Source organism: Caecibacter sp. AF58-12pH5A, assembly GCF_027681725.1.
Classification (GTDB): Bacteria; Bacillota; Negativicutes; order Veillonellales; family Megasphaeraceae; genus Megasphaera; species Megasphaera hominis.
This window is the reverse complement of the sequence record NZ_JAQDBC010000016.1, coordinates 18,620-43,751: the sequence shown is the minus strand read 5'-3', so window position 1 is coordinate 43,751 and position 25,132 is coordinate 18,620. Positions and strand designations below refer to the sequence as shown.

At 49.6% G+C, this 25,132-nt stretch carries 25 protein-coding genes and 1 riboswitch; of the genes, 3 read left to right on the top strand and 22 right to left on the bottom strand.

All coding sequences use genetic code 11. The features are described 5' to 3' along the window. Positions 1-111: 111 nt before the first annotated feature. The 13 genes from brxF to PGX44_RS08300 form a co-directional block, all read right to left on the bottom strand. Positions 112-576: a BREX-3 system P-loop-containing protein BrxF gene (gene brxF, locus PGX44_RS08360; RefSeq protein ID WP_186504076.1), complete on the bottom strand. Its 465-nt coding sequence runs from the start codon at positions 574-576 to the stop codon at positions 112-114. 119 nt (positions 577-695) lie between these two features. Next, complete coding sequence (locus PGX44_RS08355; RefSeq protein WP_498855008.1) at positions 696-1,910, bottom strand: hypothetical protein; 1,215 nt, start codon at positions 1,908-1,910, stop codon at positions 696-698. Positions 1,911-1,975: 65 nt separating this feature from the next. Continuing rightward, positions 1,976-3,487 carry a lysine--tRNA ligase gene (lysS, locus tag PGX44_RS08350; protein WP_186504077.1) on the bottom strand — a complete coding sequence of 504 codons (1,512 nt, stop codon included), beginning with the start codon at positions 3,485-3,487 and terminating at the stop codon, positions 1,976-1,978. 30 nt (positions 3,488-3,517) lie between these two features. Then, positions 3,518-4,006 carry a transcription elongation factor GreA gene (gene greA / locus PGX44_RS08345; RefSeq protein WP_186504078.1) on the bottom strand — a complete coding sequence of 163 codons (489 nt, stop codon included), beginning with the start codon at positions 4,004-4,006 and terminating at the stop codon, positions 3,518-3,520. A 105-nt stretch (positions 4,007-4,111) separates the two neighbouring features. Beyond that, complete coding sequence (dusB, locus tag PGX44_RS08340; protein WP_498855007.1) at positions 4,112-5,104, bottom strand: tRNA dihydrouridine synthase DusB; 993 nt, start codon at positions 5,102-5,104, stop codon at positions 4,112-4,114. Continuing rightward, on the bottom strand, positions 5,088-5,852 hold the full coding sequence (locus PGX44_RS08335; protein WP_186504082.1) for a type III pantothenate kinase: 765 nt from the start codon (positions 5,850-5,852) through the stop codon (positions 5,088-5,090). The genes dusB and PGX44_RS08335 overlap by 17 nt, the downstream gene beginning before the upstream one ends. 137 nt (positions 5,853-5,989) lie before the next feature. Continuing rightward, positions 5,990-6,955, bottom strand: a complete 966-nt coding sequence (locus PGX44_RS08330; RefSeq protein WP_498855006.1) for a biotin--[acetyl-CoA-carboxylase] ligase — start codon at positions 6,953-6,955, stop codon at positions 5,990-5,992. A gap of 208 nt (positions 6,956-7,163) precedes the next feature. Next, positions 7,164-9,101 (bottom strand): ATP-dependent zinc metalloprotease FtsH, encoded by a 1,938-nt coding sequence (gene ftsH, locus PGX44_RS08325; RefSeq protein WP_498855005.1) that lies wholly within the window; start codon positions 9,099-9,101, stop codon positions 7,164-7,166. A 127-nt stretch (positions 9,102-9,228) separates the two neighbouring features. Further along, positions 9,229-9,768 carry a hypoxanthine phosphoribosyltransferase gene (hpt, locus tag PGX44_RS08320; protein WP_186504088.1) on the bottom strand — a complete coding sequence of 180 codons (540 nt, stop codon included), beginning with the start codon at positions 9,766-9,768 and terminating at the stop codon, positions 9,229-9,231. Beyond that, entirely contained in the window at positions 9,761-11,152 is a 1,392-nt protein-coding gene (gene tilS, locus PGX44_RS08315; protein WP_498855004.1) for a tRNA lysidine(34) synthetase TilS, read from the bottom strand. Before tilS ends, hpt begins: the two co-directional genes overlap by 8 nt. Next, positions 11,149-12,054, bottom strand: coding sequence for a Ppx/GppA phosphatase family protein (locus PGX44_RS08310; RefSeq protein ID WP_498855003.1), 906 nt, complete (start codon positions 12,052-12,054; stop codon positions 11,149-11,151). Before PGX44_RS08310 ends, tilS begins: the two co-directional genes overlap by 4 nt. Positions 12,055-12,172: 118 nt before the next feature. Beyond that, a complete protein-coding gene (locus PGX44_RS08305) occupies positions 12,173-12,610 on the bottom strand; it encodes a S1 domain-containing RNA-binding protein (RefSeq protein ID WP_186504103.1) in 438 nt (145 codons plus the stop codon). A 126-nt stretch (positions 12,611-12,736) separates the two neighbouring features. After that, positions 12,737-13,063, bottom strand: a complete 327-nt coding sequence (locus tag PGX44_RS08300) for an FtsB family cell division protein (RefSeq protein ID WP_186504105.1) — start codon at positions 13,061-13,063, stop codon at positions 12,737-12,739. Between the two features lie 233 nt (positions 13,064-13,296). Between PGX44_RS08300 and PGX44_RS08295 the strand changes: the two genes are divergently transcribed. Together PGX44_RS08295 and PGX44_RS08290 are read left to right on the top strand one after the other, a co-directional pair. Next, positions 13,297-14,700 carry an FAD-binding oxidoreductase gene (locus tag PGX44_RS08295; RefSeq protein WP_498855002.1) on the top strand — a complete coding sequence of 468 codons (1,404 nt, stop codon included), beginning with the start codon at positions 13,297-13,299 and terminating at the stop codon, positions 14,698-14,700. 50 nt (positions 14,701-14,750) lie between these two features. Continuing rightward, positions 14,751-14,866, top strand: a riboswitch (FMN riboswitch). A 92-nt stretch (positions 14,867-14,958) separates the two neighbouring features. After that, on the top strand, positions 14,959-16,176 hold the full coding sequence (locus tag PGX44_RS08290) for a bifunctional 3,4-dihydroxy-2-butanone-4-phosphate synthase/GTP cyclohydrolase II (protein WP_498855001.1): 1,218 nt from the start codon (positions 14,959-14,961) through the stop codon (positions 16,174-16,176). A gap of 45 nt (positions 16,177-16,221) precedes the next feature. On the opposite strand, the gene PGX44_RS08285 is transcribed toward PGX44_RS08290, so the two are convergent. Continuing rightward, positions 16,222-16,890: a Crp/Fnr family transcriptional regulator gene (locus PGX44_RS08285; protein WP_498855000.1), complete on the bottom strand. Its 669-nt coding sequence runs from the start codon at positions 16,888-16,890 to the stop codon at positions 16,222-16,224. A 143-nt stretch (positions 16,891-17,033) separates the two neighbouring features. Here PGX44_RS08285 and PGX44_RS08280 point away from each other — a divergent pair, with 143 nt between their 5' ends. Continuing rightward, the gene (locus PGX44_RS08280; RefSeq protein ID WP_498854999.1) at positions 17,034-17,912 is read left to right on the top strand and encodes an ATP-binding protein; all 879 of its coding nucleotides are present in this window, start codon (positions 17,034-17,036) and stop codon (positions 17,910-17,912) included. On the opposite strand, the gene PGX44_RS08275 is transcribed toward PGX44_RS08280, so the two are convergent. From PGX44_RS08275 to rsxC, 8 genes are all read right to left on the bottom strand, one after another. After that, positions 17,850-18,299, bottom strand: coding sequence for an Lrp/AsnC family transcriptional regulator (locus tag PGX44_RS08275; RefSeq protein ID WP_498854998.1), 450 nt, complete (start codon positions 18,297-18,299; stop codon positions 17,850-17,852). The genes PGX44_RS08280 and PGX44_RS08275 overlap by 63 nt on opposite strands. Before the next feature lie 170 nt (positions 18,300-18,469). Next, entirely contained in the window at positions 18,470-19,414 is a 945-nt protein-coding gene (locus tag PGX44_RS08270; protein ID WP_498855019.1) for an FAD:protein FMN transferase, read from the bottom strand. Positions 19,415-19,529: 115 nt separating this feature from the next. After that, the gene (gene rnfB / locus PGX44_RS08265) at positions 19,530-20,384 is read right to left on the bottom strand and encodes an RnfABCDGE type electron transport complex subunit B (RefSeq protein ID WP_186504118.1); all 855 of its coding nucleotides are present in this window, start codon (positions 20,382-20,384) and stop codon (positions 19,530-19,532) included. A gap of 28 nt (positions 20,385-20,412) precedes the next feature. Further along, positions 20,413-20,988 carry an electron transport complex protein RnfA gene (locus PGX44_RS08260; protein ID WP_498854997.1) on the bottom strand — a complete coding sequence of 192 codons (576 nt, stop codon included), beginning with the start codon at positions 20,986-20,988 and terminating at the stop codon, positions 20,413-20,415. Beyond that, positions 20,988-21,620: an electron transport complex subunit RsxE gene (rsxE, locus tag PGX44_RS08255; protein ID WP_186504124.1), complete on the bottom strand. Its 633-nt coding sequence runs from the start codon at positions 21,618-21,620 to the stop codon at positions 20,988-20,990. Before rsxE ends, PGX44_RS08260 begins: the two co-directional genes overlap by 1 nt. Positions 21,621-21,622: 2 nt before the next feature. Beyond that, a complete protein-coding gene (locus PGX44_RS08250) occupies positions 21,623-22,174 on the bottom strand; it encodes an RnfABCDGE type electron transport complex subunit G (RefSeq protein WP_498854996.1) in 552 nt (183 codons plus the stop codon). A gap of 1 nt (position 22,175) precedes the next feature. Then, positions 22,176-23,213, bottom strand: a complete 1,038-nt coding sequence (locus tag PGX44_RS08245; protein WP_186504126.1) for an RnfABCDGE type electron transport complex subunit D — start codon at positions 23,211-23,213, stop codon at positions 22,176-22,178. Between the two features lie 17 nt (positions 23,214-23,230). Then, entirely contained in the window at positions 23,231-24,586 is a 1,356-nt protein-coding gene (rsxC, locus tag PGX44_RS08240) for an electron transport complex subunit RsxC (RefSeq protein ID WP_498854995.1), read from the bottom strand. Positions 24,587-25,132 lie beyond the last annotated feature (546 nt).

Here is a 25,132-nt window from a genome sequence, read left to right as displayed (position 1 = left end):
ACACAATGTCTAAGAAAAAAAGTTTCTAACTTTTAAATAAAGGTAAACTTCTCTAGAGGCGCAACAAAAAAACTGCTGTCGCAGCAGCAGTTTTTTTGAGTAATATACACGTTAGTCAAGCGAAATGACGTGATCAGGATTTTCAATCTTGAACTTCGCGTATTTCGGATCCCCTTTATGTTCGAAATAAAGCGTGTCACCTTCGACGTGACCACGCCAGCTGACGATAATCGGGCATTCGCGGCTCAGCTTTCTAAGCATTTCGACAGGATCCAAATTCAAGATCGGCGCAAAGAGGAAGCCAACATTATCAATCATGACAACCCGGGCGTTTAACCGGTGAATGGCTTCGGAAATAAGGGAAATTGCCTTTTCCGGGCGATCTGCACGAGGAATTTCGAGGAATTCATCATCGAAAAGATCCTTTGCTTCACAAATTTTCCAGCCGTCCTGGTAGGTCAGTTCACGAATCAACTTACTCTTACCGGAACCAGGGCCGCCAATAATGATGAGAAGCTTTTCATCATCCTGTGCAATGTACTTCCACCTTTTCAAAACATCTGCATCTGTAACCATGAGTATCACCTTCATCTGCATTATTGTTTATATTTATTATACTGGAATTACACCTTGTAAGTAAAGGCTTTTTCCCAATTTATTTTTTATTGCTTATAACAAGGCCTTATGCAGCATTGTCATTCCGCATCTTTCAAGCCATAGCGTTCCATGGGATCCTGTATATTTTTAATCGGTTCACTAATGAGCAAGACATCGTCAATATAGTCCGTAGCATGCTTGTTGATGAATACGAGGGACACGCCCTTTTGGAAAGGACTGTCGTAGTAATAGGCGTCGACATATTCTTCTCCTGCCGGCCCTTTTTCAATCCGGTCAGGCTGCCCATATAGCGCCAGTAGTGTTGATACGCGGTAGCCCAAGGTAGCACCACGGCCGGTAAAACTGCTGTTGTTCAGCAAAAATACCTTTTTGACCATGTTATGACGGTCTACTTCCAGCCCATACGAGCCGTAAAGCCAAAAGTGGCTCGTTCCCCGCTTAACCATATTCGTCCACATATTATACTTATTCGGCACAAACGGCTCATTGACGCCATAGCCTACGAGTGTGAAATCCCGAGGCGAACGGCCGTTAATCTTGGTTTCACTCTGATCGGTTATGTACGGTGGCCGCGGTGGTATTAAAGCCACACGGGCAACCTTGCGCTCACCAATAGCGAAGATGAGGATATGATCCTTGTTGGGATTTTCATAAACAAAATAATAGACATTGGCGTCGGCATCACGCAGTACGTTTAACGGTGCCCCGTATTTGCGTACGAGCAGTTCCGCCGGATGGCCTAAGTGGATACCCGGTCCGATGTAGACAGCGTCGCCGGAAGCCAGAGTCACCGATTCCACACCGGGCTGGACTGCTTTACGACCTTCTGCCGCTTCTTTTAGAAAATCTGCCGGTTCATTACGCAGACGTACACGCATGCGTAAATCAGTGCGGTCATACTTCAGTTCCGTGTAATGATCGCTTTGGGCGTATTTCGTCGGACTGCCAAAAATAGCTTTCACCTTTTGCAGGGAATCACCGGCACGCATACCGTTAAAGGTAAAATCCCTCTCTGTCAGCCTATGCAGGGCCAGGGTATCATCGGTCACGACAGCCGCCGGTTTGACCAGCATCGTATCCTTGCCTTTTTTATTTTCCTTCGCATCTCCTGCTGCAGCGTTATCTTTTTTGGCTGATACCGCCTCCTTGCCGGCTGCCGACGGTACAAAGAGCGGCGCTTCAGCAGTCAGGCCGGCTTCACCGGAGGCTGGCATGGCTGCTGCGGCTGTCCCTACGGCAGTACAGCAAAAAAGCGCCAGGAGAAGACATAATTTTTTCGGGTGGTTCATCATCTTCCCTCCTTTCGGAGATGTTGAAAAAACACCCTCCGAAACGAGTCAAAGGGTGTTTTGTATACTTATTTCTGTTCCGGACGGCTCAACGGGAAGAGCAGGACATCGCGGATAGACGCACTATTGGTAAGGAACATGACCAGACGGTCAATACCAATACCCAGACCACCAGTCGGCGGCAGGCCGTATTCCAGAGCGCGGCAATAATCTTCATCCATCTGATGGGCTTCGTCATCCCCTAAGGCACGTTCTTTCATCTGTTGCACGAAACGTTCACGCTGATCAATAGGATCATTTAATTCCGAGAAGCCATTGGCCAGTTCGCGGCCATAAATAAAGCCTTCGAAACGATACGTAAGGAGCGGATTATCACGGTCCTGTTTGGTAAGCGGCGAGATTTCCAGCGGATGTCCCGTAATAATCGTCGGCTGAATAAGGTTTTCTTCTACGTAATCTTCAAAGCAGCCATTGATGATTTTGCCAATACCGCTGTGTTCCGTATATTCTACGTGGAGTTTATCGGCAATCGCCCGTGCTTCTTCAATAGTCGTGACGTTGCTAAAGTCTTCACCGGTAAATTTCTTTACTGCTTCGATCATGGTCATGCGGTCCCACGGCGGCGTGAGATCGATTTCCTTATCGATATATGTGATTTTCATCGTACCGTACAGCATTTGCGCCAGCTTGGAAACGAGATCTTCCGTAATGAAAATGACGTCTTCCAAATCACCGTAGGCCTGGTATAATTCTACCGTCGTAAATTCCGGGTTGTGACGCGTGTCGATCCCTTCGTTACGGAAGCAGCGGTTCATTTCATACACCCGTTCGAGGCCGCCGACAAGGAGGCGTTTCAAATGTAATTCCGGTGCGATACGGAGGTAAATGTCCATATCGAGAGCATTGTGATGGGTTTTGAACGGACGGGCCGCAGCGCCACCGGCAATATTGTGCAGCATCGGTGTTTCTACTTCCAAAAAGCCCCGGTCGTCCAGGTACTTCCGGATACCCTTGACGATCTTAGACCGTTTAATAAACGTATCCTGTACTTCCGGATGGACGATAAGATCCAAATAGCGCTGGCGGTAACGCGTTTCTTTATCGGTCAGGCCATGGAATTTTTCCGGCAACGGACGCAGGGACTTGGAAAGCAGTGTCCACTTTTCTACGCGTACTGTCGTTTCGCCGGTATGTGTCGTAAAGACCGGGCCTTCTACGCCGACAATATCACCAATGTCGAGCAGCTTAAAGAGATCATACGATTCTTCGCCTAAGACGTCCTTACGGAAATACAGCTGAATTTCGCCGGTAATGTCACGCAATACGCAGAACGCCGTTTTACCGTGACGGCGGATAGCCATCAGACGGCCGGCAATGCGGACAAAGGTTTCTTCTTTTTCCAGTGTTTCTGCCTGATCTTTAATTTCCTGGGTATGGTGATCCCAGTCAAATTTCTGTCCAAAAGGATAGACGCCGGCATCGATAAACTGCTGCATTTTTTCGCGGCGTACCTTCATTTGGTCATTTAATTTTTCTTCTTCCATTTCCATGGGCGCAGCATTCTGCTTTGTATCAGCCATCTTTCTCTTCTCTCCTCCTGTAATCTCTGCTTATTCTGCATCGGGCGGTAAAATCCGGTATTTCAAATCGCCTACCGGTGCTTTTACCGTTACGATAACAGGATTAGCGGCGTTGATGTTTTTCCCAAGAATAGCCGAACCTACAGGGGATTCATTGGAAATACGGTTGTTGAACGGATCCGCTTCGGCAGTACCGACAACAGTATAATCAAAACGGTCGCCTGTTTCTACATCTTCCAGGATAACCCGGGAGCCTAAGCGTACCTTGGCTGTATTATCGCTTGTTTCTTCGATAATTTTAGCCGTACGGATTTTGGCTTCCAATTCGGCAATATGGCCTTCTACCAAAGCCTGTTCGTTTTTTGCATCATCATATTCAGAGTTTTCGCTCAAGTCACCTAAGGCGATAGCTTCCTGAATACGTTTGGAAACTTTAATACGGCGGACCGATTTCAGTTCGTTTAATTCTTCTTTTAATTTCTGCAGGCCTTCCTGCGTAATCAGCGTTTCGTTAGCCATAGTATTACTCCTTCTCCTTGAAATACTGTGCAGTATGCCGGAACAGGCCGGCACGTATGGTTATTTTAACCGTAACTTTTATTATATGCACATCTAAAGAGCCTGTCAACGGTCTACGGCCTGTTCCAATTGTGCTTCGACGATCGCCACAAAGGCTGCTACGCTTTCCGCACGGTTCAGCCGTTCCCGCAGCGCTGCCGAGCCGGGCAGGCCCCTCGTGTACCACGAGGCATGGGAGCGCATTTCCCTAAGGCCCGTGTATTCCCCTTTATAGGCTACGAGAGCTTGGAAATGAGCCAGCAGCTGGCGGTACTTTTCAGCAGCTGACGGTGGCGGCAGGATAGTACCATCCTGCAGGTAGCGCGTGACATCCCGGAAAACCCAGGGATTGCCTTGAGCCCCGCGGCCTATCATAACGCCGCTGCAGCCGGTCTCAGCCAGCATGCGGCCCGCTGACGGGCCGTCTGCAATATCGCCATTGCCGATGACCGGAATGGATACGGCCTGGACGACAGCGGCGATTTTGGACCAGTCTGCGTGACCGCTGTAAAATTGTTCCCGTGTCCGGCCATGGACGGCTACGGCCGCAGCGCCTGCTGCTTCTGCACGTTTAGCCAGCTCCGGTGCCGTAAATTCTGCTTCATTCCAGCCGGTCCGCATTTTGACGGTTACAGGAATGGAAACGGCGTGCACAACAGCACGGATAATCGCTTCCGCCCTGGGTAAATCCCGCATCAAGGCTGAGCCTTCCCCGTTGGAAACGACCTTTTTCACAGGACAGCCCATATTAATATCTACGATATCAGCGCCGGCGGCCTCCACGCGCGCTGCCGCCTTGGCCATCGTTTCCGGTTCAGAGCCAAAAATCTGCATGGAAACAGGGTGTTCGCCCGGCTCGATGTGAAGCATCTCTTCTGTATGTACGTTATTATACAGCAGGCCCTTATCACTGACCATTTCTGTACATACCAAAGCCGCGCCATAGCCATGGGCAATGACACGGTATGGGGCATCGCAAACGCCTGCCATCGGAGCCAGTACGACAGGTGTAGCCAGCCGCACAGAACCGATAACCAGAGGCTTAGCGGTTACGTTCATAAATAATTCTCAATCCTTCCAGCGTCAGCATCGGTTCTACCAGGTCGATAGACGACGTTTCCGGTGCAATGATGACTGCCAGCCCGCCTGTTGCAACGACCCGGGCCTTGCAGCCCAGTTCCTTGCGCATACGGCTGACAATTCCATCAACCTGGCCGACGAAGCCATAATACACACCGGCCTGCATACTTTCGACAGTATTCCGGCAAATAACCTTATCGGTCCGGCAGACTTCAATACGTGGCAATTTTGCCGTACGTTGTACGAGTGCATCAGTTGAAATACCAATGCCAGGGCAGATAGAGCCACCGAGATAATTTCCTTTTTTGTCGACAGCACAAAAGGTAGTTGCCGTGCCAAAATCGATAATAATAACGGGACCGCCGTATAATTCATAGGCAGCTACGGCATTGACTATGCGGTCTGCCCCAACCTCACGGGGATTATCATATTTGATGTCCATACCGGTTTTTACACCTGGGCCGATGACCAGGGGTGATAAATTAAAATACCGCTGACACATGCGTTCCAACGTCGGCATGACCGGTGGCACAACAGACGAAATGATAATGGCATCTATGCAATCAGCATCAGCGTGATTCATCAAAAACAGGTTGCGGATCAGCACGCCGTATTCATCCGTTGTACGCAGGCGGTCTGTGGAAATACGCCAATGGTCTACCAGCGTCTTGCCATCAAAAATGCCGAGTACGATATTCGTGTTGCCCACATCGATAACTAGTAACATGGATTTACCCACCTCTGCAAAGTGAACTGAGACTGTACCCGTACACCTGAGCGGTACAGTCCTGCAAAATAACACTTTCTATATGATAGCAGAGTTTACTGCAAAAAAACAGTAGTTTACCATAAAAGATGGAGAATTTAGACGTTACGCACGTGTACATCGCCGGCTAATACGCGTTCCAGCCCATACGAGGTCTGTACGATCAGATTGCCATCGTGATCGATATTGATCGCCGTGCCGGAAAATGTGCGGTCCGGCATGATGACCTCCACCTCTTCGCCTAACGTACAGGAGAGAGTTTTCCATTCATCGAGAATCGGGTCAAAGCCAACCTTTTCTGCCATAAAATAGTAGCGTTCCAGCTGCAGCAGTACATCACAGAGAAGCTTATTCCGTTTAAAGCGGACGTGCTCCATAGCCAGGCTGGTAACGGTATCTTTTAATTCATCGGGCAGGTTTTTCCGGGTAATCCCTGTATTAATACCGATGCCCATGATGAGATAATTAATTTTTTCCATAGACGCATTCATTTCCGTCAAAATGCCGACGAGCTTACGCCCGTTTACGAGGATGTCATTGGGCCATTTAATGCCGCACTCCACCTTGTATTTGCGTAGTACCTTTGTCACGGCAACGGCCGCCAGCAAGGTGATCTTCGAGACTTCCATAGGCAAGAACGTAGGCCGTAAGATCAGGGAAAACCACAGGCCTTTGGCATAGGGAGACAGAAAAGAGCGGGTTAATCGGCCACGGCCACTGCTTTGTTCTTCTGCCAGGACCAGGGTTCCTTCCGGGGCGCCTTCGTTAGCTTTCTTCTTGGCAACGAGGTTCGTCGATTTCGTCTTTTCTAAATAGATAAGAGAATGTCCCAGGCAGGTTGTAGCCAGTTTTTTACTGATCACTTCCGGTTGCAACAGCTCCGGTGCGCTTTCCAGGCAATACCCTTTTTTAGTCGTCGATTCGATGACATAGCCTTGTTCCCTCAGTATACTGACATTCTTCCAAACGGCCGTACGGGAAACGCCCAAGGTATCCGACAGCATTTGACCGGAAACATACTCCCCCTTATGGGCCAATAAATATTCCAGTATATCTTTTCTCATTACGCGTATCTCCTCTTCCGCTGTGCGAACGCTCTTACACACACATGCCTATTCTTTAATGTAATAATAAATCCTGATGAAATAATTGTAGCATAATAAAAATCACTGTCAATACTATAAAGAATGGTAATCGTTACCGTTCTTTTACTTTATATAGTAAGGCGTTCTAAAAAAAAGAACTACAGCTAAGCTGTAGTTCTTCTGCTAGTTATTCACCTTTTGTTTCAGGAATGGCATTGCCCCAGGGGCTCACCTCTACATGGTCCTTCGCGTCTTCTTTGGGATCGGCAGGCTGGCTATCACCCGCACCGGGATCTGCCTCAGCAGCCGGTTCTTCAGCGGCCGGTGCTGTAAGCGTACCGTATTCGACGAGATTTTTAACCTGGTCGCTATTGATGGTTTCTACTTCCATCAGAGCGTTGGCCATGCTCTGCAGGGACGTCATGTGTTCCCGCAGCATGCGCAGTGTATCGGCATAGGCTTCAGAAACAATATCATGCATTTCCTTGTCGATCATTTCTGCAACGCGTTCACCATAATTGCGTTCATGACCGAGGTTTTTACCGAGGAAAACCTGTTCCTGCTGTTCACCAAAGACCAGCGGGCCGAGCTTGCTGCTCATGCCCAGACGGGTGATCATCTGCCGGACAATACGCGTAACGCTCTGCAAATCACCGGAAGCGCCACTGCTGATTTCATTGAAGACGATCTGTTCCGCCGCCCGGCCACCGAGAGCGACACGGATTTGTGCCAGGTAGTACGACCGCGTTTCGTACGAACGGTCTTCTTCCGGCAGCATCATCGTATAGCCACCGGCGCGGCCACGGGGAATAATCGTTACTTTATGGACCGGATCGGCATCAGGCAGCAAGTAGGCTACCAGAGCGTGCCCCGATTCATGGACAGCGGTCAGACGTTTTTCCTTGTCGCTAATGACATGGCTGCGTCGTTCCGGACCAAAGCATACCTTTTCACTGGCTTCTTCCATTTCGGCCATATTGATAACCCGCTTATCCGCACGGGCAGCCAAGAGGGCAGCTTCATTCAGAAGGTTACCCAAATCGGCACCGGTAAAGCCCGGTGTTTTCTTGGCGATCGTTTCCAAATCAACGTCCTTGCCCAAGGGCTTGCCCTTGGCATGGACCTTAAGAATGGCAATACGGCCACGCAGATCCGGACGATCGACAGTAATCTGACGGTCAAAACGGCCGGGACGCAAGAGTGCCGGGTCAAGAATATCCGGGCGGTTCGTTGCAGCAATGGTAATAATACCTTCATTGGCACCAAAGCCATCCATTTCAACGAGCAGCTGGTTCAGCGTCTGTTCCCGTTCATCATGGCCACCGCCAAGACCGGCACCACGCTGACGGCCTACCGCATCAATTTCATCGATAAAGACAATACACGGAGCATTCTTCTTCGCCTGGGCAAAGAGGTCACGCACACGGGAAGCGCCGACACCGACGAACATTTCTACAAAGTCCGAACCGCTAATGCTAAAGAACGGCACGCCGGCTTCACCGGCTACGGCCCGGGCCAGTAAGGTTTTACCAGTCCCCGGAGGGCCAAAGAGCAATACGCCTTTTGGTATCTTGGCACCAATGTTATTGTATTTACTCGGATTGCGGAGAAACTCAACGATTTCTGACAGTTCTTCTTTTGCTTCGTCTTCACCGGCAACATCCTTGAAGGAAACCTTTATCTTTCCTTCACCATGCATTTTTGCATGGCTCTTGCCGAAATTCATAACCCGGCCACCGCCGCCCTGGGTCTGCTGCATGATAAAGAACCAGGCACCGATCAGGATCAGGATCGGCAGTACGTTCGTGAGCATGCTCATCCACATGGAAGGCTGTTCAGGCGGCTTAGCGATGATGGTCACATCGGCATCACGCAAAGCCGGCATCAAGGCTGGATCTGTCGGAGCATACGAGGTGAACGACGTGCCATCCTTTAGCTGACCGACGATGGCATGGTCATCCGTAAGCTGAATGGTATCTACCTTCTTTTGCTGGACCTGATTCATGAAATTCGTATACGTAATTTCGGACTTATCTGACTTATTGGTCGTAAAGGCATCTATGATAGAGACGGCAACGATAATAAGAAGTAAGTATAAGCTTACATTCCTCACAAATTTACTCAAAATATTGCTCCTTTCGCATATGTTCTAACTTATGCTGCCCAGTCGAGGGAAAACTGGCAAACATACCAATACACCCTTATATTATCATACTTTAAGGAAAGCAACAACAAGGAAAGTCCTAACAATTCTAGTGGTTGTACACTTCTTCTTTCAATACGCCAATATAAGGGAGGTTGCGGTAGCGGCTGTTGTAATCCAGTCCGTAGCCGACGACAAAGGCATCGGGTATTTCAAAACCGTTATAATCGACGGGAACATCGACTTTACGGCGTGACGGTTTGCTCAGGAGCGTTGCGATCTTAACTGAATTAGCACCCCGTTCCAAAAGGAGCGGTTTTAACTTGCTGAGTGTAACTCCCGTATCGATAATGTCTTCTATAATCAAGATATCCCGGCCCTGCACATCGCTGTCGAGATCCTTGCGGATTTTGACAAAGCCTGACGACGTCGTAGAAGAACCATAGCTGGAGCATACCATGAAGTCAAATTCTACGGGGCCATCAATAGAGCGGGCCAAATCCGTATAAAACATAACGGCCCCTTTCAGAATACCGCAAAGCAGGATATTTTTTCCGGCATAATCGCGGCTGATTTGAGCTCCCAATTCCTGTACGCGCTGTTTAATCTGTGCTTCAGTAAACATGATGGTCTTTACATCGTTATGCATGATCTTCCTCCTGAAATTCAAAAATAATAAAAGCTGCAGTAGTTGCCTGAGGCGCTGCCGTAAGGGACGCTTTCAGGCCACAAAGCCAAAGCACATCATGGCCTTGGCAAAGAAGAGGCCAGGCCGCCCGTTTTTCTGGCGGCACATGCCGTTCATTTAAATATTTTTTCAGGCTTTTTGTACAGCCTGGCAAAGCAATGGTATCCCCGGCCTGGCGGCCGCGCAGGACCAGCGGTCCTTTACAGGCAAGGCTGTCACGCACCAGGCAGTGACTCGTCTCTTGGGGCGCTACACCGCTATAGCGCACGTGCACTACAGCCCGGCCAAACCGATAGGTCCCCGGACCCCCGATGACCACAGGGGCGGGAACGGCAGCTGCCACAGGCTTTACGCCGCGGGCAGCTGTGATACAACATAAATCCTGAGCTGTCGTATAGACGCGCAGGCCCTGCCCTTCAAATGCGTGGCCTGCCGGTTTATAGAGCAGCTCCCGGATTCGTTCCGTATAGGCAAAGGAAATATCCCGGCTGCTGCCCCGTGTTTCCTGGAAGAGACGGCGGATCAGGCGCCGCTGCAAAGCGACAGGCTGGGCAGTGATAACAGCACGGCTCAGGGCCCGGCCTCGTTCTAAGCGCTTTGCCTCCGCTTCATACAAGCGTCCTGCCAAAAGCTCCAGACAATCCTCATCGGCCCGGGCAATGTCTGACAGGCGGTTCAGGTCGGCCAGGATAGCCGGGTTATATTGCTTTAAATAGGGCAGGAGCTCTAAGCGGATGCGATTCCGCTGATAGAGCAACTGGCCATTCGTTTCATCCTCACAGGGCGTAAGTCCCACGAGACTGACGTAGCGTTCTATATCAGCACGCGTCAAGGCCAGCAGCGGCCTGATGATGGAGCCACTCTTCGGGCGCATGCCAGCGAGGCCGGCCAGACCGCTGCCCCGCAGAAGATGCTGCAGGACCGTTTCAGCCTGGTCATTTTGGTGATGTGCCACGGCAATAGCCTGTGCCTTGGCTGCCACGGCAATTTCCTTAAAGATGGCATAGCGTGCTTCCCGGCCTGCCGTCTCTACGGACATGCCGGCCGCAGCAGCCTGTTTAGGAACATCGACGTAACGGCTGACAAACAGGCATTGCCGCCGTTTGGCTTCCTGTTCTACAATAGCTACTTCCCTGTCGGCCGCCTGCCGAATGCCGTGATGGACATACACAGCGATGAGCGTGAGGTCATAGTCGACTTTGAAGCGGGATAACATGTCCAGGAGTGTCAGGGAATCCGGTCCGCCGGAACAGGCAATGACCAGCGTATCGCCCGGGGCAAAGAGCTCGTGCTCCCGGGCAAAGGCCTCGACGCGCCGCAGGATGCCTGCCGCTTCCGTATTCATCGGTTGAACCAGGCGGCATCCTGAAAGGCACCGCTATAGAACACACCTTCCAGGAGGTCCTGTTCACTAATCGTAAGGGACGGTATGTTGTACGCTGTCAGGCACGAGTGGGCAATGACCAATCCGGCAACGATGATATCACTGCGGCGGGGCTGCAGGCCCTTTACGTGCCGTCGTTCTTCTGCTGTCATGGCCGTCAGTGTATCAATCCAGTACGTAATCCGTTCGGCCGGTATGACACAGCCTTCTACCCGTTTGGGATCGTACGGGTCGAGCTGTAATTCCATGGCCGCCAGGGAAGTAAGCGTACCACCGACACCGATGACGATTTCCGGCTGTACCGGCAAGGGCAGCCATTCCGGCAGGCATTCTTCCTGCTGGGCTACACATTCCTCAAAGGTCTGGGTCTTGCCACCGGAGCGCACAGCGCCAAAGGGATAACTGTGCGACCACGCCGCCTGGCCGTTGCGGCCTAAGGCAAACTCCGTACTACCGCCGCCAATATCGATCACGGCAGCCAGTTTATCACCGGCAGCGGCGGCGGCACCGCGAAAGCTGTAGGCTGCTTCTTCAAGGCCGGTCACAGCACGACAGCGCCAGCCAAACCGGGCGCGCACTTCAGCCAAAAAGGCCTGCCCGTCTTTGGCTTCCCGTACAGCACTGGTTGCGACAGCACACACGGGAATAGTGCCGATTTTCTCTTTCCATGCCGCCATGGCGGCAAAGGAATCTTCCATGCCGGCCGGCGAAAGGCGGCCTGTATTTTCAATGTCGTATCCCAGCCGTGTCGTGGCCAACTCTTTCGGCAAAAACTGCCAGTGCCCCTTTTCATCACACGTACCTTGCAAGAGGCGCAAGGAATTAGAGCCAATATCTACGACTGCAAATCTATCTTGTTCCATAACTGCTCCTTCAACTCATGACCTGCGTGGAGAACGGAAAACGCTGTCTGGAAAAGAAATAAAAAGAGCATTCCATCTCGGAATACTCTTTCGCCTTCATACTTCCCAGGATACGAAATTAATCAGCATGCCGGGCGCCACGGCCGCCTCGCTTGGATTCTGTGTTGCGTTTCAAATCCATGAGACGTTCGTCACTTTCTTTCATAAACTTGCTAAGCCGGTCTTCAAACGAAACGGGTGCTGAAGAGCGACGGCTTACGTCAACGTTATTGTTGTGGTGGTGGAATTCATGCTTGGGGTGAAACTCCTTCTTTTCCGGAGCCGGCTGTGTCCGTTTGATAGACAGGCCTATTTTTCCTTTTTCATCGATAGATAAGATCTTGACGTTTACCTTATCCTGAACTTTTAGGAAATCATGTACATCTTTGACATATTCGTTAGCTACTTCTGAAATGTGGACCAAGCCCACCTTTTTATCTGGAAGTTCAACGAATGCCCCAAACTTAGTGATTCCTGTGACAGTCCCTTCCAACACGCTGCCTACTTCGATTGCCATGCTGATACCATATCCTCCTTTAATATGAGTACGCGTTACAAAAAAACGTTTATAATCATTATACTAACAAACTTTGAAAAATTCAATCGAAATTTATACGCCATCTGATAATTTACTGTTATATTTTTAAGGACGGTAGGGGATTTCACCCGGACGAGCCATGCCGAACTGCTCCCGGGCCTGGCGCATAATTTCTGCCGGTGATTCCAAAAGGTCCTTTTGGTTGTGAAGGCGTTGATTTTCTTCTGTCAATTCCTGTTCCTGACGGATGGTTATCTGCATATCCTGACGTATTTCCCATAGCTCATAGAGCTTAATGCTGAGAAACACCGTACCTGCAATGAGCAGTACCACAACAAGTCGGGTGTACGCAGACCAGCGCGCCTTTTTCTTGCGGCGGCTTTTTCTTCGCCTGCCCTGCGGAACGGGACGCTGTTGCTTTGTTCGTTTCACTACGTACGCTCAACTCCTTTGAAAAAGTAAGACCTAACCCATAGTATACCTTTATTTTATCGTAAGATAAAGGCCTCTTTGGGTTATTTCTCTGCCGTCACAGCAAAAACTTCACCTGACCGGGCTTTTTAGGGCCAGGTTTGCGAATGCCCCTTTAAAATCCTCCGTTTCTCTCTTATAATAAGGCCTATACTGTGTTTTGCCAAATTCTGCTAGTCTGAGGAGGAATATTCATGCCTTATTCACCACTTACCCCTGATATACTCGCCCAATTGGTCCGGATTGCAGGACCTAAAAACGTTCTCACCGATCCGGAACGGCTGGAGCCTTACAGCCACGATGAAGTCACCGATCCGGCGTACCATCATCTGCCGGAAGCCGTCGTTTTGGTGGAAACGGCGGACCAGGCAGCTGCCGTCATCGGCCTGGCTAACGAATATCATTTTCCCGTCGTCCCCCGTGGCGCCGGCACGGGACTGGCCTGTGGCGCCGTCCCGATCTACGGCGGTGTCGTCCTCTCCCTGGAAAAAATGAACCGCATTCTGGAAATCAACGAAGATGCCCTCTACGCCGTAGTAGAACCGGGCGTTCGCACGGCTGACCTGCAAAAAGAAGTAGAAGCCAAGGGGCTTTTTTATGCGGGTGACCCCTGCAGCGGTGATTCCTGTTTCATTGGCGGCAATATTGCCACCAACGCCGGTGGCAACCGGGCTGTCAAATACGGCACGACGCGTAACCAGGTCTATGCCGTAGAAGTCGTCAACCCTACAGGAAAAATCGTCCGCCTGGGGGCGCGCTTACAGAAGCAGTCTACAGGCTATTGCCTGGACCAGCTGATCATCGGCTCAGAAGGCACCCTGGGGATTATCACACAGGCCACGCTGAAGCTCCTGCCCAAGCCCCAGCATAAACTGGACCTGCTGGCCATCTTCCCCAGTACAGAACAGGCCATCGGTGTCGTAACTCAGATTATTAAAGCAGGTATTACACCGACGTGCGTCGAATTTATGGACAACATTACCATTAAATCTGTAGAGAAATATTTGCACGAAACATTGCAGGACAGCGACAGCGGCAATTATCTCATCGTCGAAGTAGAAGGTACCAGTGAAGACGATATGGACGATAAGGCCGTCCTCCTAGATGAAATCTGTACGGCAAACGGTGCTTCGTCCGTCCTCGTCGCCGATTCGGCCCGTATTTGGCAGGCCCGCAAGGCCTTTGCCGAAGCCGTCCGGGCGGAAAGCCTGATTGTCTGCAAGGAAGATGTCGTCGTACCCGTCGACCAGGAACCGAAGCTCATCGATGCCATTTTGGCCCTTGCCCAAAAATACAATCTTATTACGCGCATTGCCAGCCATGCCGGCGATGGCAATATTCACCTCAATATCCTAAAAAATCCGGACCTGACGTACGAAGCATGGCAGGAGCACGTAGACGCCAACCAACAGGAGCTGTATACCTTAATCTACCAGCTCGGCGGCCGTCTGTCCGGCGAACACGGCATTGGCAGCAAGCGAAAGGCCCTGATGGAAGAATTCACCAACCCGGATGAACTGGAAATGATGCGCGCCGTCAAAAAAGCCTTAGATCCGAATAACATCCTCAATCCCGGTAAAATTTTTGATGTAGAATAAAACAGACGGGCCCTCCCCTTTACTTCACGCCCATTTACAGGTATAATAAAGTAATCTTCAAGGGCAGGGTGTAATCCCCGACCGGCGGTAAAGTCCGCGAACACGCAAGTGTACGATTTGGTGCAATTCCAAAACCGACAGTACAGTCTGGATGAATGAAGATATCCGGCAGTGTTTTGCCTGTCGTGATCTTTGTTACTGGAAAGCCCTGAACACCTATGGTGATCAGGGCTTTTATATATGTAGGAGGTTCTGTACATGGATACAAACGAAAAGAAACACAATACCATCGAAGAAGCTATCGAGGCCTTGCAGGCTGGCCAGATTGTCATCGTTGCAGACGATCCCGAACGGGAAGACGAAGGCAACTTTGTCTGCGCTGCCCAGTTCTGCACGCCGGAAAATATCAACTTTATGCTCACCAATGCCAAGGGCCTGATCTGCCTGCCTGTCAGCCAGGAATACGTGTATAAATTGGGCCTGCCGCAGATGGTCAGTGATAATAAGAATAACAATCACACGGCCTTCACTATTTCTATCGATGCTGCCGACGTCGAATCGGGCATTACAGCAGAAGACCGGGCCCGTACAATCCGCCTGGCCGCGTCAGATGAAGCGACACCAACGAGCTTTACCCGCCCGGGCCACCTCTTTCCCCTCGTCGGTGTCAGAGGCGGTGTACTGCGGCGAAACGGACACACGGAGGCAACGCTCGATCTCCTGCGCCTGGCCGGTTTGAAGCAGGTCGGCGTCTGCTGCGAAATTCTGGACGACCGCGGTGAAATCATGCACGCTGACGGCCTCTGGAAACTGGCCGAAACGCATCATCTGAAATTCATTACGATCCACGATTTGCAGAATTATTGCCGCCGTCACGACAAGCATGTCATCCGCGAAGCCGCTGCTGCCATGCCGACCAAGTTCGGCGAGTTTAAGATTTATGGCTTTATCAACGATCTCACAGGCGAACATCATGTAGCTCTCGTCAAAGGGGACATTGGAGACGGCAAAAACATCCTCTGCCGCGTCCATTCCGAATGCCTGACGGGCGACGTTTTCGGCTCGTGCCGTTGTGATTGCGGTGAACAGTTAGCCGCAGCGCTGACGCAGATCAATAAAGAAGGCCGCGGTATTCTCCTCTATATGCGGCAGGAAGGCCGTGGTATCGGTCTGATCAATAAACTAAAGGCCTATGCCTTACAGGAACAAGGCTACGATACAGTAGAAGCCAATGAAAAGCTGGGGTTTGCGCCGGATTTGCGCGAATATTGGATTGGCGCCCAAATTCTCCAGGACCTGGGAGCCCGGGAATTGCGGCTGCTTACCAACAATCCCCTGAAGATTTATGGTCTCGAAGGCTTTGGCGTAGAAATCGTCGAACGCGTACCGATCGAAATGGCACCGCAAAAATTCGATGAATTTTACCTGGAAACAAAGAAAAACAAAATGGGACACATTCTCCCCCACTTAAAATGAATGTATTGAAAAAGGCTGCCTGCAGGCAGCCTTTTGGCATTTCGGTTACTCTTCACTCAATAAGGTAAACCATTCGCGGTTGTAATCGATGAGCCCGTCACGTTTCATACGGCTCAGCTCAGCGGACATGGCTGACCGGTCTACAGAAAGGAAATCAGCCAGCTGCTGCCGGTTAAAATTGATAGAAAACGTATCTTTCCCACGTTTTTTTGCTTCATCAGAAAGATAAACCATGAGCTTCTTACGCGTAGAACGCTGGGACATATAGCGGATTTTCTTGGTAAGGATCATATTCTTACTAGCCAGTACGCCGAGGAGATTCGCTGCGAAGGCCTCCTGCGCTTTCGTAAAGGCCACGCCGGCCTGCAGAATCCGGTTGATATCGATAAAAAGTATTTCACACTTTTCCATGACGACTACATCGACGGCTGAACGGACACCACGCAGACAGGCAAAGGCTTCAGCAAACATGCCTCCGGCCGAAACGGCTGTCAGGATATTGCGGTTTCCCCAATAGTCTTCCTGTACAATGTGGACCGTCCCGCTGAGGACGATACCGATGGAATTTACTTCATCGCCTGCATAAAAGACAAAACTCCCTTTTTCATAGCTATGGCGATGGCTGCCCATATCCCGCAGCATTTGCACGATGTCTCCCGGTTCTATATCCTGGAAAAGTGCTGTCTTTTGTAATACTTGTACATATTTTTCCATTGTTTCACCTCGTTGTTGTTTGTACAACAGCAAATTACGTCGTTTCATACTATACTTACTACATCAACAGAAACAGGTACGGCCTGTAATATAAAAGAACCAAGCCTGATTATGAGTACTGCGTCTGAGAGGGAGGATGTACGATGAAACGGAAAATTATTCATATTGATCAAGAAAAATGTAACGGCTGCGGCCTCTGCGCCAAAGCCTGTCATGAAGGTGCCATTGGCATGGTAAATGGTAAAGCCCAGTTGCTGCGTGATGATTATTGTGATGGCCTGGGTGACTGTCTGCCCCATTGCCCTACAGGAGCCATTACCTTTGAAGAACGCGAAGCAGCTGCTTATGATGCCGATGCCGTAGCTGTTCACATGAAGGAACGGGGCCTTAAAGCACCGGCCGGTGGCTGTCCCGGCAGCCGCTCCCGCGTACTCCACCAACCGGCAGCCCCGGCTGGCGGTTGCCCCGGCAGCAATATGCGCACGCTGCAGCACGAAGTACCGGCAGCGGCAGCTACAGCAGCTCCGGGTGCCAGCGTATCCCAATTGCAGCAATGGCCTGTCCAGATCAAACTCGTACCGGTCCATGCGCCTTACTTCGACGGTGCCCGTCTCCTCATTGCAGCAGATTGCACAGCCTATGCCTATGCACGTTTCCACGACGATTTCATCCGTAACCGGATTACCCTCGTAGGCTGCCCGAAGCTGGATAGCGTGGACTATTCTGAAAAATTGACGGAAATCATCAAGAGCAATAATATTAAAGATGTTACCATTGTCCGCATGGAAGTTCCTTGCTGCGGCGGCCTGGAAATGGCTGGAAAAAAGCCCTGCAGAACAGCGGCAAGTTCATTCCCTGGCAGGTCGTTACCATTTCTCTCGATGGCAAGATCCTCGATGCCTGATACGGGTATGTTAAAAAGACGAACCGAAATACCGGTTCGTCTTTTTTATTTTACCTTACGGTATTTCTACATTCCATTCTTCTTTCAGCGTAGAAAGACACATAAATGTTTGAGATGAAGCCACCGTGGGGATTTCATTCAATTCATCCATTAAGAAATGTTCCAAATCGTCCGGCGTCTTTACGAGCACTTTCAAGAGATAATCAAAAGCACCTACTACGTGATGACACTCCAGCACCTGCTGAAATTCTACAATCTTTTGACGGAATTCCTCTACATCACCGGATCGTTCTAAGTTTACCATAATAAAGGCGGTTACGTTGTAGCCAGTCTTACGGCGGCTGATCTTAGCACCATAGCCTTCAATAATGCCGTTGTGTTCCATCTTGCGGATACGTTCTGATACTGCCGGTATAGAGAGTCCTACAACACGACTGATTTCCGTCGCCGAGGCCTTGCCGTTTTTTTTTAAGATAGTCAGTATCTTTTCATCAATATGATCCATTCAGGTAACATCCCCTTACAATTTAAATTGTATATTCTTCTACTTAATGTATAGGTATATTATCTTACATTCTAAAGGAAATGTAAATATATAATTTAGATTTTATTGAATTCCTTTATTTTTGCTCGCTTATACACCAAGAATCAGGGGCATATTTTTCTAAAATAGATTTATTGTGCCAGATGAAAATCTCCATTCATATCAGAAAAGTGTTTTTTAAATCCAGGTGTCATATAAAGGGTGTTGTCCTCACCGGTGATCTCCCCTTCCACACCATCCATACCATTGATGAAGTCCATTCCCTTTTCCGGCCCCAAAACAAAAATGATCGTCGTAAACATATCACTCAGCATGCCTGCGTGTGGCACACTGCCATCGATGACGACAGAGTCGCTCATGACACCGGAACGCGACGGCCGTCCCGTACGGGGATCGAAAATATGATGGTAGCGTACGCCATCCTGGATGAAATACCGTTCATAATCCCCAGACGTACCGAGGGCTTGGTTTTCAATGGCAATAATCCCTAAATACGTATTGGCATCGTCGTTACGCGGATGGCGGATACCGATGTTCCAAGGCTTGCCCTTGCTGGTCTTGCCGACAGCATACATGGAACTGGCCCCCATATTGATAAGGCCGCTTTCAATGTGATGGGCCTCGTATATTTTACGTATTTCGTCGACTGCGTAGCCTTTGGCAATGCCACCGAGATCGATGGACATGCCTGCCTTGGCCAGCATGACACTGTGGTCTTCCGGCCGCAGGAGAATATCCTTGTAATTGACCTTCTCCAGGGCGGCAGCAATTTCCGCGTCACTCGGAATGTGCTGGCCGTCATTGCCAATATCCCATAGGTTCGTAATCACCCCTACGGTAATGTCCCAGGCACCGTTCGTCTTGACGGAATAGTCCTTAGAGATGGCAATCATTTCATAGATGCCCGGGTCGACCTGTACATACTCGTGTCCGGCGGCTGCATTGATGCGGCTTACATCACTGTCCGGATTTTGGGCACTGGCCAATTTATCTATTTCCTGTATGCGCGTGAGGCCTTCTTCCACAGCCTCTTTCGCTTCTTTCCCTTCTGCGCGCAGCTGCACAGTCGTATCCATGGCAATCGCACTCTTATCGTAAGACTGCTCCGAATGCAAGGCGCATCCGGAGCAGCTGAGTACGATCAAGAGCGCAGCCACACTTATATAGCGGGCATAGCGTTTCAGATCCATATTAACCTACGTTTTCTTCTTTCTTGAAGACACCTTTGAGCATTTCGCCAATAGCGCCGGTCGGGCACTTAGTCAGACACGTAGCATTCGTGCAGTGATGACATACGTCCTGATTGACAATAGCGAGATGGTCGACGACTTTTACGCCTTCTTCTTCCTTCAAGGAACAGTTTCTCATGCAAGAACCGCAACCGATGCAAAGGGCTTTGCAATTCTTCATGGCAACAGCACCAAAGTCTTTGGAGCTGCAGCTTACGCTGACTTTTGCACTCATAGGCAGCAATTCGATAACATGGTTCGGGCAGGTATTAGCACATTTGCCGCAGCCTGTGCACATCTTGCGGTCGACAACAGGGAGACCATTCGGGCCCATGCTCATGGCATTGAACGGGCAGGCACGGACGCAGTTGCCAAAACCAAGACAGCCGAACTTACACGTTTTCGGACCCTGCTGTACCAATTTGGCAGCAGCACAGTCATGAACACCCTTGTATTCAAAGGCCATTTTGGCAATCCCATTACCGCCACGGCATTTGATGTGAGCATATTTAGGTTCTGTAGCTTCTGCTACTTTACCTGTCAATTTAGCGACAACAGCAGCAACTTCCGCTTTGCCAGGTACGCAAAGGTTAGGCGGAACATCCGGGTCAAGAACAACTGCTTCTGCATATTTGGCACAACCGGCGAAACCACATGCACCGCACTGACCTTGCGGTAATGCTTCTTTTACTTCGCCAATGAGCGGATTTTCTTCCATGGCAAATTTCTTATCAGCCAATGCGAGGACGAAACCAAACACGATACCTACGCAAGTCATGATAACAACGGCCATGATGGCTATGAACGCATAATTCATAATAGGTTTTCCAACTCCTTTGCGTTAGTTAAATCATACCGGAGAAGCCGAGGAAAGCAAGCGAGAGCATACCGGCTACGACGAAGGCAATAGGTGTGCCTTTCAGTGCTTCAGGTACATCTGCATAGTCCAGTTTTTCACGGCAGCTTGCCATGAGGATCAAGGCCAAAGCAAAGCCTAAGCCGGAACCAACGGCAAATACGATATTCTGAACGAAGTTATAATCGTTGGTAACACTGATAACAGGTACGGACAATACGATACAGTTCGTTGCAATCAGCATGAGGTAAATCCCCCACATGTTATACAATGTCGGCGATTCTTTCTTGATGATGATTTCGAGCAGCTGTACAAAGCTGGCAATCAAAACAACGAAGGTAATCGTACGTAAGAATGTCAGTCCCAAGGGAACTAAGACAAAGTTATAAACGAGCCAGGCCAAAATCGTACTTAAAGTAATAACGGACGTTACGGCAAAGCCCATCCCGATGGATGCGTTCAGGTTCTTGGAAACACCGAAGAAGATACACAGGCCCAGGAACTTGGTCAATACGAAGTTGTTAATCAGAACAGCCCCGATAAACAGCGTAAAATATGCGCCCATTATCCTTCACTCCCTTCCATTGCTTTTAACTGTTTGGCTTTTTCACGCGACTGGTTCCACATCTTGACGCCGGCCATCATGAAACCGATGAGCATGAAGGCTCCAGGCGGCAAAGCGAGGATCAGGGCTGGCATGTAGCTCGGGCCAAAGACATCAACGCCGAAGAGCGTGCCGTTACCGATAAGTTCACGTACGAAGGAAATGACAAACATAGCAATTGTAAAGCCGACGCCCATGCCCATGCCATCGAGGAAGGAAACGAGTACGCCGTTCTTCGAAGCAACGGATTCAGCGCGGGCCAGGATGATAGCAAATACGACGACCAAGTCGAGGTATACGCCAAGAGCTTTGTACAGATCCGGGGCAAAAGCCTGGAGGAAAAGCTGTACACACGTTACGATGGTAGCAATACAAGTAATGTAAACAGGTACACGTACCTTTTTGTTGATTGTCTTACGGATAATAGAAACAACGACGTTGTTCGAGGTAATAACGAACCATACTGTCAGACCCATTGTTAAACCATTGATAACACTGGTTGTAACGGCCAGGCCAGGGCACAAGCTCAAAGCTAATACGAAGTATGGGTTTTCTTCAATAATGCCTCTACTAAATACTTTCCAAAGATTCATTATTATTTACCCCCCATCTGTGCTGCTTCTTCAACAGCTTCTTTTACACCGCGGGTGAATGCGCGGGAAGAAATGGTCGCACCCGTCATAGCCTGAATCTTGTCTTTGACACCGGCATCCTTCGTTACTTCCAGGTTTTCTACTTTCTTGCCTTTAAACTGATCTTTAAAGGGCGATTTAGCACCACGGTCGCCGAGGCCCGGAGTTTCGTTTGCTTCGAGTACGGTATAATCCAATACAGTGCCATCAGTAGAAACAGCTGTGAGCAATTTGATCGGTCCGCCATAGCCTTTCGGTTCTGTCGGAATAATGAAGGCAACCTTCTGGCCACCTTTTTCGGCAATGTACGTATCTTTTTTGCCTTCGACAGGAACGAATTTATCAGCCTGCGGTACGAGTTCCTTCATGGATTGTTCTTTCATTTCTGCAGCCTTAGCTGTAGCAATCGGGCCGGTAACAAAATATACGGCACCGATGATACAGCCGGATACAAGACAGGTAAGAATAAGGTTCAGGGCAATCTTAAAAATGCCGCCTTCTTTTTTGTCTGCCATTTTATTTAGCCCCCTTTGCCTTTACTGCGCCGAAGACCTGCGGTTTAACCAGACGGTCAATGAGCGGAGTCAGTGTATTCATGAGCAGGATGGAATAGCAAACGCCTTCCGGATAACCACCGAGAACACGGATCAATACGGTAATGAGGCCACAGCCTAAGGCAAAGATCATCTGGCCTTTCAGCGTAATAGGAGCCGATACCATATCTGTAGCCATGAAGAAAGCGCCGATAATAAGGCCGCCGGCCATCATTTCAAAGAGAGCAACGTTCGGGCTCTGGTAAATGATTGCCATGAGAATACCAACGGTGGCAATCATGATAACCGGTACCTGCCAGTTTACATAGCCTCTCCAAATGAGATACAGGCCGCCGAGGATAAGCAGTACGGTGCAGGTTTCGCCCATCGAGCCATTGCGCATACCGAAGAACATGCTCTGGTAAATGGAACCCCAATCGTTAGCACCAAAGAGAGTGAACAGTGCATCCTGGCCACCGTGTTTGAATACGTTCAACGGTGTAGCACCGGCAACACCATCAATAACCTGGCCATTGAGCTGGGTCCATGTTGTCATGGCAACCGGCCAGGAAACCATCAGGCCGGCACGGCCAACGTGAGCCGGGTTAAAGAGGTTATAGCCCAAGCCGCCCATGGACTGTTTACAGACGACGATGGCTAAGAAGGAACCGACGATGCTCATCCACCAAGGCAGGCTCGGCGGGCAGCACATAGCAAGAAGAAGACCGGTGATGACAGCACTGCCATCCTTAATGGTAACCTTCTTGTGCATCATTTTTTCCCATAAGAATTCAAAAACGACAGCCGATACGACGGCGACGATGATGTTTACAAGAGCGTTGATACCGAAGTAATATACGCCGAACGCAGCAGCCGGCACGAGAGCCGCTACAACATTCCACATGATTTTAGGAATGCTTTCGTTACAGCGAACATGCGGTGAAGATGATACAGTAAGTTTTAATTCCTGCATGTCTTTAGCATCCTTTCCTATAGTTTGTCCTTTTGCTTCTGGACTCATGATATCCCTTCTTCCAATTATTTCTTAGCCTTCTGCGCATCGGCCTTTGCCTGGGCTTCACGCTGAATAGCTTTGCACTGTGCTTTCGCATTACGGATATACTGTACGATATTACGTTTAGCCGGGCAGGTATAGACACAGCTGCCGCATTCTACGCAGTTCATAACACCGTATTCCATGCATTTATCCCAAGCTGCGCAGGAAGAGAAGATGCTCAGCTGACTTGGGATAAGGCCCATCGGACATGCTTCAACACAACGACCACAACGGATACAAGGTTCTTCTTCGCCAACCTGGCATTTTTCCGGAGACAAAGCAAGAATACCAGAAGCGCCTTTCGTAATAGGAACATCCAGCTGGTACTGGGCCAGCCCCATCATCGGGCCACCGCCAATAACACGGTCTGGAGTCTGCGAGAAACCACCGCAGTAATCGATAACTTCCTGGAAAGGAGTACCAATACGCAGGGCGAGGTTTTTCGGTTCTTTGATGCAATCGCCGGTTACCGTGGTCAGACGCTGAATGAAAGGAATACCATGGCAAACGGCATCCGTAACGGCAATAACCGTACCTACGTTGCTGACGACGCAGCCTACGTGCATAGGCAATCCGCCCGGTTCAACCTGACGGCCGGTCATGGCTTCGATCATCATTTTTTCAGCACCCTGCGGGTATTTCGTCTTGCAGGCTTTTACCGTTACTTCAGGAATATCCTTGAAGGCTTCGGTCAGCTTGCTGATAGCTTCAGGCTTATTATCTTCAATACCAATGAAGCCCTGCTTTACCCCCAGTGCTTTCATGATGATCTGGACACCGGTTACTAATTTGTTGACATATTCGTCTTCCACCATAGCCCGGTAGTCACACGTCAAATAGGGTTCGCATTCTGCCCCATTGACAATAAACGTATCGACAGGTTTCTTCGGTGTGAATTTTACATGAGCCGGGAACGTGGCACCGCCGCAGCCAACAACGCCGGCCTTTTTGATCAATTCGATGATTTCCTTGCTATCGAGTTGTTTCCAGTCATGTTCTTCCGGTATCCCGTCAGCCCATTCGTCTTTGCCATCCGATTTGATAACCACAGACATGCATGTGACCATCATATTGTGCGGCATAGGCGCCACTTTGACAACATCGCCGGAAATAGACGCATGGATGTCGGCATAAAGGAATGCGTCACTCGTACCTATGAGCTGCCCTTTTTTTACATGATCCCCAACTTTTACAATCGGTGTGCAAGGGGTACCAAAGTGCTGGCTCATCGGGATGACTACTTGATCCGGTATTGCCGGGGTTTCTATGGCTTTATCCTTTGCATAGATCTTCCCATCGTCAGGATGGACCCCACCTCTTTTAAAGGTATTCAACATCAAAAATCACCTCATCAGATATAATGAAAAATAAAAACAATAAGCAGCATACCTGGAATCACGGCACTTGCCAGTCTTCACGCCCCTGATCAATCTGCAACCTGTCGATAGTTTTTAAACAGATTGTTTTCGGTGCGCTGCTGATGCCATAGCGCATAAGCACGGCTATGGCAATCCAAATATGACGCTTGATGACCCTGCAGCCAGCAATGTATCTATAACATCCTGCCGGTTTTCTGCAGTCCAAACCCCGCCCAGTCGTCCAATAGAGACAAATTGCGCGGCACTCCTGCTGTCATACGGACAAACGGCCTCCTGTAGAAACCGCTTGTTACAACGACAATCATTCACTTTCAATCGACATAATTATATCATTATCTCTTTCATTATTCAACGTGAAAATTATAGCAAGGTCGGCATATAGAGATGCGTCTGCCGAATGTATTTTATCTTCACAAACAGGGAAAAACCTTATGATTTATCCCGGTTATTCAGCCTTTCTTTATTTATTCTTTAGGTTTTACGAGCATTATTCCATTTCTATAC

Excerpts from the sequence above, each read along its gene's own strand:
- rsxC (WP_498854995.1), bottom strand. The coding sequence starts at position 24,586 with ATGTTGAATACCTTTAAAAGAGGTGGGGTCCATCCTGACGATGGGAAG.
- PGX44_RS08355 (WP_498855008.1), bottom strand. The coding sequence starts at position 1,910 with ATGATGAACCACCCGAAAAAATTATGTCTTCTCCTGGCGCTTTTTTGC.
- PGX44_RS08330 (WP_498855006.1), bottom strand. The coding sequence starts at position 6,955 with ATGAGAAAAGATATACTGGAATATTTATTGGCCCATAAGGGGGAGTAT.
- PGX44_RS08290 (WP_498855001.1), top strand. The coding sequence starts at position 14,959 with ATGGATACAAACGAAAAGAAACACAATACCATCGAAGAAGCTATCGAG.
- PGX44_RS08260 (WP_498854997.1), bottom strand. The coding sequence starts at position 20,988 with ATGGGCGCATATTTTACGCTGTTTATCGGGGCTGTTCTGATTAACAAC.
- PGX44_RS08280 (WP_498854999.1), top strand. The coding sequence starts at position 17,034 with ATGAAACGGAAAATTATTCATATTGATCAAGAAAAATGTAACGGCTGC.
- greA (WP_186504078.1), bottom strand. The coding sequence starts at position 4,006 with ATGGCTAACGAAACGCTGATTACGCAGGAAGGCCTGCAGAAATTAAAA.
- brxF (WP_186504076.1), bottom strand. The coding sequence starts at position 576 with ATGGTTACAGATGCAGATGTTTTGAAAAGGTGGAAGTACATTGCACAG.
- PGX44_RS08305 (WP_186504103.1), bottom strand. The coding sequence starts at position 12,610 with ATGGCAATCGAAGTAGGCAGCGTGTTGGAAGGGACTGTCACAGGAATC.
- PGX44_RS08295 (WP_498855002.1), top strand. The coding sequence starts at position 13,297 with ATGCCTTATTCACCACTTACCCCTGATATACTCGCCCAATTGGTCCGG.
- lysS (WP_186504077.1), bottom strand. The coding sequence starts at position 3,487 with ATGGCTGATACAAAGCAGAATGCTGCGCCCATGGAAATGGAAGAAGAA.
- PGX44_RS08335 (WP_186504082.1), bottom strand. The coding sequence starts at position 5,852 with ATGTTACTAGTTATCGATGTGGGCAACACGAATATCGTACTCGGCATT.
- rnfB (WP_186504118.1), bottom strand. The coding sequence starts at position 20,384 with ATGAATTATGCGTTCATAGCCATCATGGCCGTTGTTATCATGACTTGC.
- PGX44_RS08275 (WP_498854998.1), bottom strand. The coding sequence starts at position 18,299 with ATGGATCATATTGATGAAAAGATACTGACTATCTTAAAAAAAAACGGC.
- PGX44_RS08270 (WP_498855019.1), bottom strand. The coding sequence starts at position 19,414 with ATGGATACGACTGTGCAGCTGCGCGCAGAAGGGAAAGAAGCGAAAGAG.
- rsxE (WP_186504124.1), bottom strand. The coding sequence starts at position 21,620 with ATGAATCTTTGGAAAGTATTTAGTAGAGGCATTATTGAAGAAAACCCA.
- PGX44_RS08285 (WP_498855000.1), bottom strand. The coding sequence starts at position 16,890 with ATGGAAAAATATGTACAAGTATTACAAAAGACAGCACTTTTCCAGGAT.
- tilS (WP_498855004.1), bottom strand. The coding sequence starts at position 11,152 with ATGAATACGGAAGCGGCAGGCATCCTGCGGCGCGTCGAGGCCTTTGCC.
- dusB (WP_498855007.1), bottom strand. The coding sequence starts at position 5,104 with ATGAACGTAACCGCTAAGCCTCTGGTTATCGGTTCTGTGCGGCTGGCT.
- PGX44_RS08250 (WP_498854996.1), bottom strand. The coding sequence starts at position 22,174 with ATGGCAGACAAAAAAGAAGGCGGCATTTTTAAGATTGCCCTGAACCTT.
- PGX44_RS08245 (WP_186504126.1), bottom strand. The coding sequence starts at position 23,213 with ATGAGTCCAGAAGCAAAAGGACAAACTATAGGAAAGGATGCTAAAGAC.
- hpt (WP_186504088.1), bottom strand. The coding sequence starts at position 9,768 with ATGCATAACGATGTAAAGACCATCATGTTTACTGAAGCACAGATTAAA.
- PGX44_RS08310 (WP_498855003.1), bottom strand. The coding sequence starts at position 12,054 with ATGGAACAAGATAGATTTGCAGTCGTAGATATTGGCTCTAATTCCTTG.